Origin of the sequence: Streptococcus sp. 3167 (assembly GCF_013277175.1) — a bacterium.
GTDB classification, from domain to species: domain Bacteria; phylum Bacillota; class Bacilli; order Lactobacillales; family Streptococcaceae; genus Streptococcus; species Streptococcus pseudopneumoniae.
In genome coordinates this window covers 1-17,173 of record NZ_VMML01000026.1, presented here as the reverse complement: position 1 = coordinate 17,173, position 17,173 = coordinate 1, and the positions used below count along the sequence as shown (strand labels likewise).

Here is a 17,173-nt window from a genome sequence, read left to right as displayed (position 1 = left end):
GTTTGATACTTATCGAATAATAAATCCAATTTTCAAAGCTTAACAAGTACCTCTCATAAGAAAATCTCCTAGCAGGAAAGCCTGCTAGGAGATTTTTGCATTTCAGGAAGTGGACGGCTGACTTGGTAACCAGCTGAGGGTGAAGGTTAACTGTTCAGCTTTTAGGAGGTCTTGGTGTTGAATAGTTGATACTAGGTTTTTGTCCAGTCGGCATTCTTTGACAAAGTTGAAGTGGCTGTGGTTTTGCTCAGTATGAATATCTAGCCATTTACCTTCTTTAGCTAGGTAGATACGGAGGTGATTAAAGAGAGGGATTCCGAAATCATAGCTTGGTTTTCCTGGACAGGTCGGATAAAGTCCGAGAGCTGACCAGATGTACCAAGCTGAGAGACTGCCATTGTCTTCATCGCCAGGATAGGCTTGCCAACTTGGGTGAAAGGCCTTCTGACGGAGTGTCTTGATGAGAAGGGCAGTGTAGTCAGGGTAATCGCTGTAGCGGAAGAGATAAGGAATGTGGAAGCTCGGTTGGTTGGAAATAGCGACTTGTCCAAAAGGAGCAGTAGCCATTTCGCTCATTTCGTGAATCTCGTAACCATAGCCTGTTGTCTCAAAGAGGGGAGCATCTTGACAGGCTTTCAAAAGATAGTTGCTGAAGGCTTCTTTTCCACCCATAAGCTGGATTAAGTCTGGAATGTCGTGGAGGACGCCTAAAGTTGCTTGGATGGCTGAACATTCGGCATAATCACGTCCCCAACTATAAGGAGAGAAGTCAGGGCGGAAGTTGCCTTGACCATCACGCGCTCGCATATAACCTGTCTCAGCGTCAAATAGATGGCGGTAATTTTGTGATGCAGTTCTATAAGTTTCAGCGATGTTTGTTTTTCCGAGTTTTTCAGCACAGCTAGCGATACAAAAGTCACTATAGGCATAGTCTAGGGTATGACTGACGCTTTCGTGGTGGTCGGTAGAGAGGTAGCCCAGTTCTTGGTATTGGGCTAGTCCGTGACGGCCATTGATACCGAGAGGGTCGGACTTGTTGGCTGTTTCAAGCATGGCTTGGAGGAGTTCTTCTTCTAGGTCGGGGGCCATGTCCTTGCAGGCGCTATCTGCGATAATACCGTCTAAAAGGGTACCGGGCATCATACCACGTTCATCTGGGGCTAGCCATTTTGGAAGGAAACCAGTATCGCGGTAGCTATTGAGAAAACCTTCTAAAAAGCGGTGATAGTGTTCTGGTATGATAAGGGCAAAGAGGGGGAAGGTGGTGCGGAAGGTATCCCAGAAACCATTGTTGCTAAAGAGGACACCAGACTTGACAGTGCCAGTAGACAGATCCATGTGGATGGCTTGCCCTGATTCATCAACCTCATAAAAAGTCTGAGGAAAGAGGAAGAGTCTGTAGAGACAGTGATCAAAGAAGGTTCGGTCAGTCTCTCCTGTCTCTATAACGTCAAAACGATGGAGGAGATTTTCCCAATCCGCTTGGGCACTTGATTTACAGTTATCAAAATCTTCTTGAGGTAGATTAAGCAGTGCTTGAGAAGGAGAGATGAAAGAAGTGGCTAGCTGAATCTCAGCATAGCTACTTGCTAAGTCAATTCGCCAGTCTCCCCCTTCTTGGCTAACAGTAAGAATATCCGTGTTCATTTGCAGGGCTGTGAACATCGTTAGTGGATTTCTGTTGGTCTCAGTTTTACCTTCTTGTCGCAGGGCAAGAGTCCGCTTATCTACTTGCTCTACTGTCAGTTCATCTTCTGCGTGAAGATAGAGGGAGAGGGCTTTGCCTTGCTTTTGCTCCAAACGAATAGAAGCACCGTAGCAAGTCGGTGTGAGCTGGGTTTCAATCTGATAGCGCAGGGAGAAAATTTTCAGATAATGAGGTTGGAAAGAGGCCTTATCTATGTCATAGGAAGATTGGCGGTGAAAGAGGCTGTCTCCACCTAGCTGGCCTGTGACAGGTGTCAGAAGGAGCCAAGAGTAGTCGCCAATCCAAGGGCTGGGCTGGTGGGTTAATCGAATCCCCTGAAAGATAGGCAGATGCGGATCGAAAAACCAAAATCCATCCTGGTCACTGGTCTGGGGTACAAAGTAATTCATCCCAAAAGGAAGGCCTGTGTATGGCAGGGTATTTCCCCGAGAAAAGGCATGCTTGCTGGCAGTACCAAAGCGGGTATCGATGGTTTCAAGTAGTGGTTTCATAGTCTTTCCTTTAGCTGTTTTTCTACATTATATCAGAAAAATAGAGCCTTTAGATATGGGGTTCAAAAGAAAGCAATTTTGTAGAAAAATGACTATCATTTGTGTATGTATTTTCTGTCTCAAAAGCTATATACTGAAAATGAAACTTGTTTGAAAGAGGATACTGCACGATGATTTATTCGAAAGAAATTGTTAGAGAATGGCTAGATGAAGTGGCAGAGCGGGCTAAGGACCATCCAGAGTGGGTGGATGTTTTCGAGCGTTGCTACACAGATACCTTGGACAATACGGTTGAAATCCTTGAAGATGGTTCAACCTTTGTGCTCACAGGAGATATTCCTGCTATGTGGCTTCGAGATTCGACAGCCCAACTCAGACCCTACCTGCATGTGGCTAAAAGAGATTCGCTCCTGCGTCAGACCATTGCAGGTTTGGTCAAACGTCAGATGACCTTGGTACTCAAGGATCCTTATGCCAATTCCTTCAACATTGAGGAAAACTGGAAGGGGCACCATGAGACTGACCACACAGACCTTAATGGCTGGATTTGGGAACGCAAGTATGAGGTGGACTCGCTTTGCTATCCGTTGCAGTTAGCATATCTCCTTTGGAAAGAGACTGGCGAGACTAGTCAGTTTGATGAGACTTTTGTCGCAGCGACTAAGGAAATTCTCCATCTGTGGACAGTGGAACAAGACCACAAGAACTCTCCTTATCGTTTTGTCCGAGATACGGACCGCAAGGAAGATACCTTGGTAAATGATGGCTTTGGCCCTGATTTTGCAGTGACAGGCATGACTTGGTCAGCTTTTCGTCCGAGCGATGACTGCTGCCAGTATAGTTACTTGATTCCGTCCAATATGTTTGCTGTAGTAGTCTTGGGTTATGTGCAAGAGATCTTTGCAGAATTGAATCTAGCTGATAGCCAGAGTGTTATTGCTGATGCCAAGCGCCTCCAGTCTGAAATCCAAGAAGGTATCGAAAACTACGCCTACACAAGCAACAGCAAGGGCGAAAAGATTTATGCCTTTGAAGTGGATGGTCTAGGAAATGCCAGCATCATGGATGATCCAAACGTACCAAGTTTGTTGGCTGCACCTTATCTGGGCTACTGCGATATTGACGACGAAGTTTATCAAGCCACTCGTCGTACCATTCTGAGCCCTGAAAATCCATATTTCTACCAAGGAGAATACGCTAGCGGTCTCGGAAGTTCTCATACCTTCTATCGCTATATCTGGCCAATCGCTCTGTCTATCCAATGTTTGACAACAAGAGATAAGGCAGAGAAAAAATTCTTGCTGGATCAGCTGGTTGCTTGCGATGGGGGTACAGGTGTTATGCATGAAAGCTTCCACGTAGATGACCCAACTCTTTATTCTCGTGAATGGTTCTCTTGGGCTAACATGATGTTCTGTGAATTGGTCTTGGATTACCTAGATATTCGCTAGGGAACATGCTTTATATTCTTCGAAAATCTCTTCAAACTACGTCAGCTTTATCTGCAACCTCAAAGCTGTGCTTTGAGCAGCCTACGGCTAGCTTCCTAGTTTGCTCTTTGATTTTCATTGAGTATAAGGAGCTCGCCTTCGCTTCACTGATTCTTGGAAAGAATCACAAATTTACATCCAAAAACGTTAAAATTTAAATTTAGAATGAGGTTTTACTTCATGGAAAATGTTGTCGTACATATTATCTCACATAGTCACTGGGACCGTGAGTGGTACTTGCCTTTTGAAAGCCACCGTATGCAGTTGGTGGAATTGTTTGACAATCTCTTTCATCTCTTTGAAAATGACCCTGAGTTCAAGAGCTTCCACTTGGATGGTCAAACCATTGTCCTTGATGACTACTTGGAGATTCGCCCTGAAAATCGCGACAAAGTCCAACGATACATCGACGAAGGAAAATTGAAAATTGGTCCCTTTTACATCTTGCAGGATGACTACTTGATCTCCAGTGAAGCCAATGTCCGCAATACCTTGATTGGTCAACAAGAAGCTGCCAAATGGGGTAAATCAACCCAGATTGGCTACTTTCCAGATACCTTTGGAAATATGGGACAAGCGCCTCAAATCCTACAAAAATCAGGCATTCACGTGGCAGCCTTTGGTCGTGGTGTGAAGCCGATTGGGTTTGATAACCAAGTCCTTGAAGATGAGCAGTTTACGTCTCAGTTTTCAGAAATGTACTGGCAGGGTGTGGATGGTAGTCGTGTCCTGGGTATTCTCTTTGCCAACTGGTACAGTAACGGGAATGAAATCCCAGTTGACAAAGATGAGGCCTTGACCTTCTGGAAACAAAAATTGTCAGACGTGCGTGCCTACGCTTCGACCAACCAGTGGTTGATGATGAACGGCTGTGACCACCAGCCTGTACAGAAAAATCTGAGCGAAGCCATTCGTGTGGCAAATGAACTCTTCCCGGATGTAACCTTTGTTCATAGTTCTTTTGATGAATATGTCCAAGCCGTGGAAAGTGCCCTACCAGAGCAATTATCAACGGTTACAGGTGAGTTGACCAGTCAGGAAACAGACGGCTGGTACACACTTGCCAACACTTCTTCATCTCGTATTTATCTCAAACAATCCTTCCAAGAAAATAGCAACCTCCTAGAGCAAGTTGTAGAACCCTTGACGATTATCACTGGGGGTCACAACCACAAGGACCAGTTGACCTATGCTTGGAAAACACTTTTGCAGAATGCGCCACATGATAGTATCTGTGGCTGTAGCGTGGACGAGGTTCACCGCGAGATGGAAACTCGTTTTGCCAAGGTCAATCAAGTAGGAAACTTTGTTAAGGCCAATCTTCTTAACGAGTGGAAGGGTAAAATTGCTACGGCTAAGGCTCAAAGTGATTATCTCTTTACGGTCATTAACACAGGCTTGCATGATAAGGTCGATACTGTCAGCACAGTGATTGATGTGGTGACTTGTGACTTCAAGGAATTGCATCCAACAGAAGGCTACAAGAAGATGGCAGCTCTTACCTTGCCAAGCTACCGTGTGGAGGACTTGGATGGGCGTCCTGTAGAAGCTAAAATCGAGGATCTTGGGGCTAATTTTGAGTACGATTTACCAAAAGACAAGTTCCGCCAAGCTCGTATTGCCCGTCAAGTGCGCGTGACCATTCCAGTTCACCTAGCGCCGCTTTCTTGGACAACTTTCCAATTGCTGGAAGGAGAGCAAGAACACCGCGACGGTATTTACCAAAACGGAGTGATTGATACACCATTCGTAACGGTGAGTGTGGATGACAACATCACAGTCTATGATAAGACAACTCACGAAGCCTATGAAGACTTTATCCGCTTCGAAGACCGTGGTGACATCGGAAACGAGTATATCTATTTCCAACCAAAAGGAACAGAGCCAATCTATGCAGAGCTTAAGGGCTACGAGGTCTTGGAAAACACAGCTCGCTATGCTAAGATTTTGCTCAAACATGAATTGACCGTGCCTGTCAGTGCCGATGAAAAGCTAGAAGAAGAGCAAAAAGGTATCATCGAGTTTATGAAGCGTGGAGCTGGACGGTCAGAAGAATTGACAAACATTCCTCTGGAAACTGAGATGACTATCTTCGTTGATAATCCACAAATCCGTTGCAAGACTCGCTTTACCAACACTGCCAAAGACCACCGTATCCGTCTCTTGGTCAAGACTCATAACACGCGTCCAAGCAATGATTCTGAAAGCATCTATGAGGTGGTGACACGACCAAACAAACCAGCAGCTTCATGGGAAAATCCTGAAAATCCTCAACACCAACAAGCCTTTGTTAGTCTGTATGATGATGAAAAAGGTGTGACTGTATCCAACAAGGGATTGAATGAATACGAAATCCTTGGAGACGACACCATTGCAGTGACTATTCTGCGTGCGTCAGGTGAGCTAGGTGACTGGGGTTACTTCCCAACACCAGAAGCACAATGCTTGCGTGAGTTTGAAGTCGAGTTTGCACTTGAATGCCACCAAGCCCAAGAACGCTTTTCAGCCTATCGTCGTGCTAAAGCCTTGCAGACACCATTTACCAGCCTTCAGCTTGCTAAACAAGAAGGAAGCGTGGCTGCGACTGGTAGCCTCTTGAGCCATTCTGTTCTCAGCATACCGCAAATCTGTCCAACAGCCTTTAAAGTGGCGGAAAATGAAGAAGGCTATGTCCTCCGTTACTATAATATGAGTCAAGAAAATGTGCGCATATCAGAACATCAACAAACCATTCTTGACTTACTTGAGCGACCATATCCAGTTCATTCAGGACTATTGGCTCCACAAGAGATTCGTACAGAATTCATCAAAAAAGAAGAAATTTAATTTCAAAAAGTAAACATCAAAAGAAAGGAGGGGCGAAAAAGTAAGAACTAACTGCTGATTCGCCCCTTTTTATGGTAAAAACAATGACCATTGCAACGATTGATATCGGAGGGACTGGGATTAAGTTTGCCAGTCTGACTCCTGATGGGAAAATACTGGATAAGACAAGTATTTCAACGCCTGAAAACTTGGAGGATTTACTAGCGTGGCTAGATCAACGCTTGTCAGAACAGGATTACAGTGGGATTGCTATGAGCGTTCCAGGTGCGGTCAATCAAGAGACAGGTGTGATTGATGGCTTCAGTGCGGTGCCCTACATCCATGGCTTTTCTTGGTATGAGGCGCTTAGCTCTTATCAGCTACCTGTCCATTTAGAAAATGATGCCAACTGCGTTGGAGTCAGTGAACTACTAGCTCATCCAGAGCTTGAAAATGCAGCCTGTGTCGTGATTGGGACAGGGATTGGCGGAGCCATGATTATCAATGGTAGACTTCATCGAGGTCGCCACGGTCTGGGTGGAGAATTTGGCTACATGACAACCCTTGCCCCTGCTGAAAAGCTCAACAACTGGTCGCAACTAGCATCAACTGGGAATATGGTACGCTACGTGATTGAAAAATCTGGTCAGACTGACTGGGACGGCCGCAAGATTTACCAAGAAGCTGCAGCTGGGAATGCCCTTTGTCAAGAAGCTATCGAGTGCATGAACCGTAATCTGGCGCAAGGCTTGCTCAATATCCAATATCTGATCGACCCAGATGTCATCAGTCTGGGAGGCTCTATCAGTCAAAATCCAGATTTTATCCAAGGTGTCAAGAAGGCTGTTGATAACTTTGTCGATGCCTACGAAGAATACACGGTCGCACCTCTTATCCAGGCCTGCACCTATCATGCAGATGCCAATCTCTACGGTGCCCTTGTCAACTGGTTACAGGAGGAAAACCAATGGTAAGATTTACAGGAATTAGCAGTAAACAACATCAAGCTATAGAGTTGCTTCAAAAGCACATTTCGCTACCAGATATAGAGGTAGCTATCGCTCAGTCTGATCAAGCCTCTATCTCTATCAAGGGTGAGGGTGGACACTATCAACTAACCTATCGCAAACCCCACCAACTTTATCGTGCCTTGTCCTTGTTGGCAACAGTTCTAGCAGAAGGTGACAAGGTAGAGATTGAGGAACAAGCAGCTTATGAAGATTTGGCTTACATGGTTGACTGTTCTCGAAATGCGGTGCTGAATGTCGCTTCTGCCAAGCAGATGATTGAGGTCTTGGCTCTCATGGGCTACTCAACCTTTGAGCTTTACATGGAAGACACTTACCAGATTGAAGGACAGCCTTACTTTGGCTATTTCCGTGGAGCTTATTCAGCAGAGGAGTTGCAGGAAATCGAAGCCTATGCCCAGCAGTTTGACATGACCTTTGTGCCTTGCATTCAGACCTTGGCCCACTTGTCAGCCTTTGTCAAATGGGGTGTCAAGGAAGTGCAGGAACTCCGTGATGTAGAGGACATTCTCCTCATTGGCGAAGAAAAGGTTTATGACCTGATTGATGGTATGTTTGCCACCCTGTCTAAACTACAAACTCGCAAGGTCAATATCGGGATGGACGAAGCCCACTTGGTTGGCTTGGGACGTTACTTGATATTGAACAGTGTTGTGGATCGTAGTCTCCTCATGTGCCAACACTTGGAGCGCGTGCTGGATATTGCTGATAAATATGGTTTCCACTGCCAGATGTGGAGTGATATGTTCTTTAAACTCATGTCAGCAGATGGCCAGTACGACCGTGATGTGGAAATTCCAGAAGACACTCGTGTCTACCTAGACCGTCTCAAAGACCGTGTGACCTTGGTTTACTGGGATTATTACCAGGATAGCGAGGAAAAATACAACCGTAATTTCCGCAACCATCACAAGATTAGCCATGACCTTGCCTTTGCAGGGGGAGCTTGGAAGTGGATTGGTTTCACACCTCACAACCATTTCAGCCGCCTCATCGCTATTGAAGCCAATAAAGCCTGTCGTGTCAATGACATCAAAGAAGTCATCGTGACGGGTTGGGGGGACAATGGTGGGGAAACAGCTCAGTTTTCTATTCTCCCAAGCTTGCAAATCTGGGCAGAACTCAGCTATCGCAATGACCTAGACCGTTTGTCTGCTCACTTCAAGACCAATACTGGCCTATCGGTTGAAGATTTTATGCAGATTGACCTTGCCAACCTCTTACCAGACCTACCAGGCAATCTTAGTGGCATCAATCCTAACCGCTATGTCTTTTATCAGGATATTCTCTGTCCGCTCCTTGACCAGCACATGACACCTGAACAGGACAAACCGCACTTCGCTCAGGCTGCTGAGATGCTTGCTAACATTAAAGAAAAAGCTGGAAACTATGCCTACCTCTTTGAAACTCAGGCCCAGTTGAATGCCATTTTAAGTAGCAAAGTGGATGTGGGACGGCGCATTCGTCAGGCCTATCAAGCGGATGATAAAGAAAGTCTGCAAGAAATCGCCAGACAAGAATTACCAGAACTCAGAAGCCAAATAGAGCACTTCCATGCCCTCTTTAGCCATCAATGGCTGAAAGAAAACAAGGTCTTTGGCTTGGATACAGTTGACATCCGTATGGGCGGACTCTTGCAACGCATCAAACGAGCAGAAAGCCGTATCGAGGCTTATCTGGCTGGTCAGCTTGACCGCATCGATGAGCTGGAAGTAGAAATTCTGCCATTTAACGACTTCTACGCAGACAAGGATTTCGCAGCCACAACAGCCAACCAGTGGCATACCATTGCGACAGCTTCGACCATTTATACAACTTAAAAACAAGAACACCTTGCTTGGCGCAGGGTGTTTCGCGTGAAACAGAAGAATTATCTAGTTTCAAATGCCACAGTTAGACAAACTTATAATAAAATAGCAGAAAGGGAATGTTTCCTAAGAGCAATTCTATCGATGAGCAATTGGAGGTATTGTGGTACACTTAAAATTAGTAAAACAAGAAATAGAAGCTGAAAAGCCAGCATCTGTAGAAGCCTGGGTCATTTTCGTCAAATTTTAAAAAGGTTGCTACCGACATATACAAATTCCAAAAACAAAAACGTTAGTAGAACTAGCAGATGTGATTTTATGGAGTTTTGATTTTGCAAATAATCATGCTCATGCATTTTTCATGGATAATGTTGCGTGGAGTCATGCAGATTCTTACTTTCTTAGCTTTGTTAGTGACGATGTTGAAGAACGTTACACAGAAAATGTCTATCTGGATACCCTAAGTGTCAAACAAAAATTTAAGTTTATTTTCGACTTCGGTGATGAATGGCGTTTTGAATGCCAAGTGCTGAGAGAAATCGAGGCGGAAGACGAAGAAGCTTATCTCGTACGTTCGGTTGGAACGCCGCCAGAACAATATCCAGATTATGATGGTTTTGACTATGAAGAATGGTAAAATTGATTGTTAAACAATCTAAAAAACAATTGGAATCAGTCTGTGTAGGCTTAGTATTTCAATTGTTTTTTTGTGATGGTTTCAGATAAGAGAGTTTTTTAATACTCAATGAAAATCAAAGAGCAAACTAGGAAGCTAGCTGTAGGTTGCTCAAAACACTGTTTTGAGGTTTCAGATGGAAGCTGAGGAGGTTTGAAGAGATTTTCGAAGAGTATAAATTTGTTGAGGGTGTAGCTAATACGTATTCAGTCTGGTAGATTGAGAAAACTTGACAAAAAATTAGATAGTGCTAGAATAACATTAACGAAAGACATTTGAGGGCAGAAAGGTTCCTGCCACACCTTGCAAAAAGGTATCTGAGATGCTGGGTACACCGACCAGCCAAGGGTCCGTTATTTCAAGGGAGGGGCTTAAATGCTCTTTTTTATTTAAAAATTTCAAAATAGATTACACTCACCGCAGGCTTAGGCTTGCGTTTTTTTTGTTTGACAAAATTAAAAAAATGTGTAAGAATAAGTAGAATTGAAAACAGGAAAACTCACCTCTTTTCGATTCGTCTAGCCTTTTCGTGAGGCAATGAGGGGGCGGAGAGACGCGCTCGTCAACAGAAGTATCTCATTGGAAATGTTGCTCACTTTTTAGTGAGCTTTTTATCTAGGGAATAGAAATGAAAAGCAAAAAGTTAAAATTAGGTCAAATTGATTTAAAAATGTGCAAGGATTACGACCTTATTCAAGCGATGGACTATGACTTTAAGACGAAGGAAGTAATGAATAAAGGAAGGGGATTTGCGGTAACTCTTGTCAAAATACAGGGGCTAACTTTCTTGATTCCATTTAGAAGTTACATTCCTAAAAAGTATCAGTTGAAGTATAAGCTTCGAAATTCGGCAAAAGAAGGATATGTTGAAGGATTAGATATTGGTAAAACCTTGATTTTAGAAGATAAAAGTTATTTGCTAAATACTACTTTTCGACTTCGAAAAATCGAAGATTATTATAAAGTAATGGACAATGATAGAGCTATAATTAATAAGTTGGTAAAAGCTATTATAGACTATAACCGTGCTTTAGAAATGAACGATAGAAACAAACTTGAAGATCCTAAACGCTTTAAATTCTCAACATTCCAGAATTATTCTACTAGATTAAGAGTCATAACAGAAAAAGACTATTTAGAATAGATAATGTTTCCGCAGGCTTAGGCTTGTGTTTTTTTATAGTAGATTGAAATAAGATTTGAACAAATTGATTAGGAAAGTCAAATTAATTTCTAGCAATGTTTTAGTAGTCGCAGTGTACTGTTCTAGTTCCAATTCACTCTATTCTTCAAAAAATCCCGATTTTATGGGGTTTTAATTCTGATAAAATCCGATAATTTCGGCATGATAAGGTGAGGTAGTTATTGTCTTAATGCTCAGTTACGTTCTGGAAATCGCTAGAATGTTTTCAAAAAATCCCGTAATAGTTGAATTATCTAAGCTTTAACAGTATAATTAAGCTAGTAGCTTCATCAGGAGGTTCTATGCTACAATATAGTGGGTGGCACGGCACCACCAATAAAATAAAAGAAAAGATTCTATCTGCTGGGTTTTCTTATGAGAAATATAAACCTGGTATTCATAAACAGAGACATCCGAACGACTTGGGTAATGGTATTTACTTTTTTCTACCTTTTGACAAAGATACTGGTAAAACGATTGCTTCTGCTTATGTCGCAAAGTATAAGTCATTTGAACTAAGCAAACCTGGGGTTAGGCCTGAGTTAATTCATGCTGAAATCACCCTAAAATCTATAGATAAGATTTTTATTTTAGATGACCCAGCAAACCAAAGCTTATTAGAGGAATATCGACAAGCGGCATCTATTCAAATTGAACGTGAGATTACAGATATTGCAGATAGCGGAGCCAAAAATAGAGCTACTCTTCTTAACCAAAATCAAGGATTAATTATTGAACTGTTGCTTGATTTAGCGTCTCAGCATGGGAAGAATTATGAAGCAGTGCAGTCCAAAACATATACTGCTATTCCATCTTTACCAGTAATTGACGGAAAGAATGGAGAGGAAATTTGTATCCGTGATTTAAATTGTATTATAAACATTTTATAAATAAGGAGGCTTTTATGAGTTTATTGTCAAACTTTTTAGGAACTGAAGAATTTTCTTTGATGGATTCTCCAATGTTCCAAGAATTAGTTGAAAATATTAAGGCCAACAAAATTTATTCAGTAAACAATGAATTTGATTATGATTTGAATATATCAGGAAGTCTTAAAAAATATAAAGATGAAATCCATTTTACTTCTCAATTAAATAATCAAAAAGAGTTTTATGATTTGAATTCTATAACTAAAGTAAATGCAATGCCTAAATATAATATAAAAAACAAGAAGTCATGTTTTTCATATTTACCAATAGATTCTGAAAACTTAATTACAACAAAAGAAAATAGTGAGGTGGCAGCTTAATGTCCTCTTTACAATTTAAAGATTATTTTTTAAATGAAGTATCATACCGAAGAAATCCTAGTTTTGACCAAACAAATAGTACTATTAATTTACATCCTGAATTGTCTGCACAGATTTTAATAAGAAAATCTGAAAATCTTGCTTATGTTAACTTGATAACAAAGCAAGGAAATATAGATTCAGATGATTCTGCTTTTGAGCTTATTGTAGATATTGTTGGAGAATTTTCATTTATATATGACGAGACAGAATTTGATATTGATTTTGAAACTTTTCTTAAAGAGAATGGTTTAGCAATTCTTTGGTCCTATATTCGGCCTATCGTATCTGATATGATTACTCGGGGTAATGAGTTCCCCAACTTCATATTGCCTGTCGTTAACATTAAAAAAATGCTTGAAGACAAAGATTCTATCAAGTTAACATACGAATAAAAACAGTGTATGTATTTTTCAAAGTTCCAATGAAATGCTTTCACATTTAAAAGGTATTCGGAGAACTATAAATCAAAATTGTGATAAAAATAAATAGGACCAAAGAGTTTTGTATGATAGTAGTGCAATTTGAAACTCTAGCTTCTTCAAGACTCAGCTATCAATGAAAATCACCAGAAGGGCAGTATTTTAACGGCTCTTCTGGTGATTTTTGAATTGTTTGGTTAGTGTGAGATATGAATAATTTGGGGTTTAATACTCTTCAAAAATCTCTTCAAACCACGTCAACGTCGCTTTACCGTGGATATGTTGAGTCTGGATAAAGAACCAATCGTAGGAGAAAATGAAGTCAATATTTCCACGATAAGATACATGATATCAAGCTTAGTTCATAATGTTTGATTTATAAAAAGAAAGAGAGTATAATGAGTTGAACCTACCTAAAGTATGCTCAAATATTTTAGGGGGGGGGGCTTTTTATTTGCCCTTCCATTATATATTAACCGATAATTATCGGAAAAGGAGCAAAATGATATATGTTTTATAAAGGTAATGAAGATAGAGAAAAGCGCTTGCGGTTTTCGATTCGTAAGGTTAGTTTTGGAGCGGCCTCGATAGCCGTGGCGGCGCTGTATCTCTTTATGGGAAGTGGAGCGGTATCTGCTGAGGAAGCACAGGCCGTACAGTCAAATGAGGAGGTGACAGCTGATAAGGATTCGGAAACAGAGAAAAAATCAGAGAATCAGCAGCCAACCTACGCTGCTCCTGCTGCAAAGGAACAAGGATCTGCAACCAATACTGAAGCAGGGGATGAAGGCAAGCAAGAGAGTCATCCAGAGACCAAAGAGGAAGAAGCCAACTCATCTGAAAGAAGCGAAACTACAACAAAGACTCAATCGGATGAAGACTCTGTGAGTGGGGACTCTAGCTCTCCAAAATCTGAAGGTGAAGGTACAAGATCAGAAGAAGCAAGCAGCAAGCCAAAAGTACGTAAAAGACGTGATGCAGACCCTGCCCCACCAGCGACTGCAGCTGATGCCGATTCAGATGCAAATCAAGTATTTGAAGGCGCAAGTGATGATGATAGTGTAGAAGAGCTTGCTAGAAAACTTCGTGCTTTGGATGATACAGTTGAAAATAACAAGAAAGTTTCCGAGGAATTGGATTCTCTCGGAGCGGCTACAGGTGTTGAAAAAGGAGATGTCCAGAATATAAATGAATTTGGTGGTTGGACTGCTATAACAGATTCAGAAGGAAATGGTAAGTTTGCTATTGCAAGAAAAACAGATAACGGTGTGTTTCCTCTTGAAACGATAAATACGGTTAGAAATTTTAAGACCGGAAAATCTTATACCTATCTCAGAGAGCAAGCAATCGATAGAGATGCAGATTATATGCTGTTCTTATCGGAAGTCAGAACGAAAGCAAGTGAAAATGAGCAAACCTTCAACGGTAAAGCTTACCAGAACAGTGGTTTAGGACCAACATTATCATATGGTCTTAAAGGCTATAATGGTATTCAAAAGACCTTTAAAGCATATTCACCAGACAGTGGTTCAAAAGTTAAAATAACATTTAAGACAGGATATTCTGGCGACATTGATGGAACAAAGGCGAAGTATAGGGTACAAGTTTTCATTTCGGAATCATCTACAAAACCAGTGTATGATGTAGCTTTTGATCCACAAAATAATACAAGTAATAAGGATATGATAGTACTTAAGGCTTCAGATGGTAGCCGTGTCACGAGGGAATTCATAGAAAAACCTTGGACGGGTACCTTAGACAAGCAAGGTCTTGAGAATCAAATGGCGCAAGCAGGCTATACCCCAAATGGAATGGCAGGTAGATTTACTAGTAGAGAGATTGAATTACCAGCAGGTGTAACAGACTATACTGTGAAAATAAGTTCTGCTGACAATGATCATTTGGGGATGGGATATCAATCGAGTCATCGCCACTATGCTCTACCTATTTCTGGTCGTGATTTCCATGTGACACAAAATATTGGAGGGGTTGCAAAGAGCCTTTTACAAAAAATATATACGAAATTGAAAGAAAGTGAAGAAAAAGATAAGAATTTTAAAACTCCAGAATCACAAAGACGATATGAAGAAGCATTAGTGGAAGCAAATCAACTACTGCAACAAGATACAAAGAGTACCACTGAGTATCAAACTATTTTACAAACTTTATTGGAAAAAAGACAGGAATTAGCTAATTCGAGTCAGGAAGCATCTATTAAGTCTAATGCTACAGATGAAATTGACAAGGCAGCCGCAGCTAAGATTCAAGCGATTGAGGGTAACGCTAAACTTTCAGAAGCAGACAAAGCGAAAGCTAAGTTGGCAGTTAAAGAAGCCGCAGAAGCAGCTAAGTCAGAAATTGAACAAGCCGCAGACCAAACAGCTGTAGACGAAAAAGAAGCAGCCGGTAAGAAAGCTATTTCAGATGTTGCGGAAGTTGGTAAAGAACAAGCTAAGTCAGAAATTGACAAGGCAGCCGCAGCTAAGATTCAAGCGATTGAGGGTAACGCTAAACTTTCAGAAGCAGACAAAGCGAAAGCTAAAGAAGCGGTTAGAACTGCCGCAGAAGCAGCTAAGTCAGAAATTGAACAAGCCGCAGACCAAACAGCTGTAGACGAAAAAGAAGCAGCCGGTAAGAAAGCTATTTCAGATGTTGCGGAAGTTGGTAAAGAACAAGCTAAGTCAGAAATTGACAAGGCAGCCGCAGCTAAGATTCAAGCCATTGAGGGTAACGCTAAACGAGAAGCATCAGCACAAGCAAATGCGCCTAAAGCATCTAAAGAATTGCCAAATACAGGTACAGCAGATTCTACTGTAGCTATGGTAGCAGCTGCCGCAAGTGCCTTACTTGGTCTTGGTCTTGCAGGACGTCGTCGTAAAGAAGACGAAGAAGCTTAATTGGTAGATTGTTTGATAAACATCAGATGATAAATCCGATTTTCAAAGTTGAAACAAGTACCTCTCATAAGAAAATCTCCTAGCAGGAAAGCCTGCTAGGAGATTTTTGCATTTCAGGAAAGGGAGTCAGTCTCGGAGAAATCAGACACTATAATGAACTGAGTCTGGACTAGTAGTAAGCGCGTCATAACAAGGTATCTATCATTCATGGAGTTCCTCCTGTATACTATTCGTAAAGTAAAACTATTGGAGGATATTTGAATGCCACAACCTATTGTTCCTGTTGATTCTAAAAAGAGAAATGATATTCTGCTTAAAGTTCGTATTGGCAAGCTTGAAGTAAGTTTTTTTCAATCTCTCAATCTCGAAATGATAGAAGAGCTTTTGGATAAAGTGTTGCTCTATGACAATTCATCTATCTAGCCTAGGGCAGGTCTATCTCGTGTGTGGGAAGACTGATATGAGACAAGGCATCGATTCACTGGCTTATCTGGTTAAAACCCACTTTGAATTAGATCCTTTCTCAGGTCAAGTTTTTCTCTTTTGTGGTGGACGTAAAGACCGCTTTAAAGCTCTTTACTGGGATGGTCAAGGATTTTGGCTACTATATAAACGTTGGCTACTATATAAACGCTTTGAGAACGGTAAGTTGACTTGGCCAAGTACAGAAAAGGATGTCAAAGCTCTCACACCTGAACAAGTAGACTGGCTGATGAAAGGCTTTTCTATCACTCCAAAAATAAATTCATCAGAAAGTCGTGATTTCTATTGAAATGAGGACTTTCTTTTTAGTATAATAAAGTTAGAAAACAAGGAGGGGAAGACGATGAAAGACTTATTAAAAATCATTCAACAACAGAGTGCTACAATTGATAGTCTCACCAATGAACTTACCCTTCTGCGTGAACAAGTGGCTTATCTAACGCAAAAGCTCTATGGAAAATCCTCTGAGAAAAGTGTTTGTCCATCTGGACAAGTCAGCCTTTTTGAGGAGGAAGTTTCATCTGATGAAGATGGAGATGTTCCCAGTTGAAAGAGAAGAAATCACCTATAAACGTAAGAAAGCTAAAGGGAAACGTCAAGCTCTTCTTGCCCAATTCGATTCAGAAGAAGTTCATCATCGCTTAGAGGACTGTATTTGCCCTGACTGTCAGGGAGATCTAAAAGAGATTGGAGCAACCCTTCAAGGACAAGAATTGGTCTTTATTCCTGCGCAATTAAAACGCATAGATCATATCCAACACTCTTATAAGTGCCAAGCATGCAGTGAGAAAAATCCGAGTGATAAAATCGTGAAAGCTCCTATCCCTAGAGCCCCTTTGGCGCATAGCCTTGGCTCAGCTTCTATTATCGCTCATACCATCCATCAGAAGTTTA

14 protein-coding genes and 1 pseudogene are annotated in these 17,173 nt (G+C 41.6%); 14 read left to right on the top strand and 1 reads right to left on the bottom strand.

Translation table 11 applies throughout. The features are described from left to right. Window positions 1-102 precede the first annotated feature (102 nt). On the bottom strand, window positions 103-2,199 hold the full coding sequence (locus HT678_RS04470) for a GH92 family glycosyl hydrolase (RefSeq protein WP_172924620.1): 2,097 nt from the start codon (window positions 2,197-2,199) through the stop codon (window positions 103-105). A 170-nt stretch (window positions 2,200-2,369) separates the two neighbouring features. On the opposite strand from HT678_RS04470, the gene HT678_RS04465 reads away from it, so the two are divergent. The 14 genes and pseudogenes from HT678_RS04465 to HT678_RS04400 form a co-directional block, all read left to right on the top strand. Then, entirely contained in the window at window positions 2,370-3,650 is a 1,281-nt protein-coding gene (locus tag HT678_RS04465; RefSeq protein ID WP_172924619.1) for a glycoside hydrolase family 125 protein, read from the top strand. 219 nt (window positions 3,651-3,869) lie between these two features. Beyond that, complete coding sequence (locus HT678_RS04460; protein WP_172924618.1) at window positions 3,870-6,515, top strand: alpha-mannosidase; 2,646 nt, start codon at window positions 3,870-3,872, stop codon at window positions 6,513-6,515. An 83-nt stretch (window positions 6,516-6,598) separates the two neighbouring features. After that, complete coding sequence (locus HT678_RS04455) at window positions 6,599-7,468, top strand: ROK family protein (protein ID WP_172924627.1); 870 nt, start codon at window positions 6,599-6,601, stop codon at window positions 7,466-7,468. After that, window positions 7,462-9,342 (top strand): beta-N-acetylhexosaminidase, encoded by a 1,881-nt coding sequence (locus HT678_RS04450; protein WP_172924617.1) that lies wholly within the window; start codon window positions 7,462-7,464, stop codon window positions 9,340-9,342. The genes HT678_RS04455 and HT678_RS04450 overlap by 7 nt, the downstream gene beginning before the upstream one ends. A 298-nt stretch (window positions 9,343-9,640) precedes the next feature. Beyond that, a complete protein-coding gene (locus tag HT678_RS04445) occupies window positions 9,641-9,967 on the top strand; it encodes a plasmid pRiA4b ORF-3 family protein (protein ID WP_249274662.1) in 327 nt (108 codons plus the stop codon). A 667-nt stretch (window positions 9,968-10,634) separates the two neighbouring features. Beyond that, a complete protein-coding gene (locus HT678_RS04440) occupies window positions 10,635-11,150 on the top strand; it encodes a hypothetical protein (RefSeq protein WP_050262146.1) in 516 nt (171 codons plus the stop codon). 341 nt (window positions 11,151-11,491) lie between these two features. Beyond that, the gene (locus HT678_RS04435) at window positions 11,492-12,079 is read left to right on the top strand and encodes a hypothetical protein (RefSeq protein WP_050971711.1); all 588 of its coding nucleotides are present in this window, start codon (window positions 11,492-11,494) and stop codon (window positions 12,077-12,079) included. 14 nt (window positions 12,080-12,093) lie between these two features. After that, a complete protein-coding gene (locus HT678_RS04430) occupies window positions 12,094-12,438 on the top strand; it encodes a hypothetical protein (RefSeq protein WP_050971712.1) in 345 nt (114 codons plus the stop codon). Then, complete coding sequence (locus HT678_RS04425) at window positions 12,438-12,872, top strand: protein-export chaperone SecB (protein ID WP_023937337.1); 435 nt, start codon at window positions 12,438-12,440, stop codon at window positions 12,870-12,872. Before HT678_RS04430 ends, HT678_RS04425 begins: the two co-directional genes overlap by 1 nt. A 536-nt stretch (window positions 12,873-13,408) precedes the next feature. Further along, a complete protein-coding gene (locus tag HT678_RS04420; protein WP_172924616.1) occupies window positions 13,409-15,796 on the top strand; it encodes a DUF1542 domain-containing protein in 2,388 nt (795 codons plus the stop codon). Window positions 15,797-16,057: 261 nt separating this feature from the next. Further along, entirely contained in the window at window positions 16,058-16,219 is a 162-nt protein-coding gene (locus HT678_RS04415; protein WP_172924615.1) for a hypothetical protein, read from the top strand. Beyond that, a complete protein-coding gene (gene tnpB / locus HT678_RS04410; protein ID WP_172924614.1) occupies window positions 16,200-16,568 on the top strand; it encodes an IS66 family insertion sequence element accessory protein TnpB in 369 nt (122 codons plus the stop codon). Before HT678_RS04415 ends, tnpB begins: the two co-directional genes overlap by 20 nt. Window positions 16,569-16,622: 54 nt before the next feature. Further along, on the top strand, window positions 16,623-16,829 hold the full coding sequence (locus HT678_RS04405; RefSeq protein WP_050208322.1) for a transposase: 207 nt from the start codon (window positions 16,623-16,625) through the stop codon (window positions 16,827-16,829). Continuing rightward, window positions 16,804-17,173 (top strand): annotated as a pseudogene (locus tag HT678_RS04400) (IS66 family transposase); the annotation flags it as partial. The gene HT678_RS04405 and the pseudogene HT678_RS04400, both read left to right, overlap by 26 nt.

Excerpts from the sequence above, each read along its gene's own strand:
- HT678_RS04470 (WP_172924620.1), bottom strand. The coding sequence starts at position 2,199 with ATGAAACCACTACTTGAAACCATCGATACCCGCTTTGGTACTGCCAGC.
- HT678_RS04465 (WP_172924619.1), top strand. The coding sequence starts at position 2,370 with ATGATTTATTCGAAAGAAATTGTTAGAGAATGGCTAGATGAAGTGGCA.
- HT678_RS04460 (WP_172924618.1), top strand. The coding sequence starts at position 3,870 with ATGGAAAATGTTGTCGTACATATTATCTCACATAGTCACTGGGACCGT.
- HT678_RS04455 (WP_172924627.1), top strand. The coding sequence starts at position 6,599 with ATGACCATTGCAACGATTGATATCGGAGGGACTGGGATTAAGTTTGCC.
- HT678_RS04450 (WP_172924617.1), top strand. The coding sequence starts at position 7,462 with ATGGTAAGATTTACAGGAATTAGCAGTAAACAACATCAAGCTATAGAG.
- HT678_RS04440 (WP_050262146.1), top strand. The coding sequence starts at position 10,635 with ATGAAAAGCAAAAAGTTAAAATTAGGTCAAATTGATTTAAAAATGTGC.
- HT678_RS04435 (WP_050971711.1), top strand. The coding sequence starts at position 11,492 with ATGCTACAATATAGTGGGTGGCACGGCACCACCAATAAAATAAAAGAA.
- HT678_RS04430 (WP_050971712.1), top strand. The coding sequence starts at position 12,094 with ATGAGTTTATTGTCAAACTTTTTAGGAACTGAAGAATTTTCTTTGATG.
- HT678_RS04425 (WP_023937337.1), top strand. The coding sequence starts at position 12,438 with ATGTCCTCTTTACAATTTAAAGATTATTTTTTAAATGAAGTATCATAC.
- HT678_RS04420 (WP_172924616.1), top strand. The coding sequence starts at position 13,409 with ATGTTTTATAAAGGTAATGAAGATAGAGAAAAGCGCTTGCGGTTTTCG.
- HT678_RS04415 (WP_172924615.1), top strand. The coding sequence starts at position 16,058 with ATGCCACAACCTATTGTTCCTGTTGATTCTAAAAAGAGAAATGATATT.
- tnpB (WP_172924614.1), top strand. The coding sequence starts at position 16,200 with ATGACAATTCATCTATCTAGCCTAGGGCAGGTCTATCTCGTGTGTGGG.
- HT678_RS04405 (WP_050208322.1), top strand. The coding sequence starts at position 16,623 with ATGAAAGACTTATTAAAAATCATTCAACAACAGAGTGCTACAATTGAT.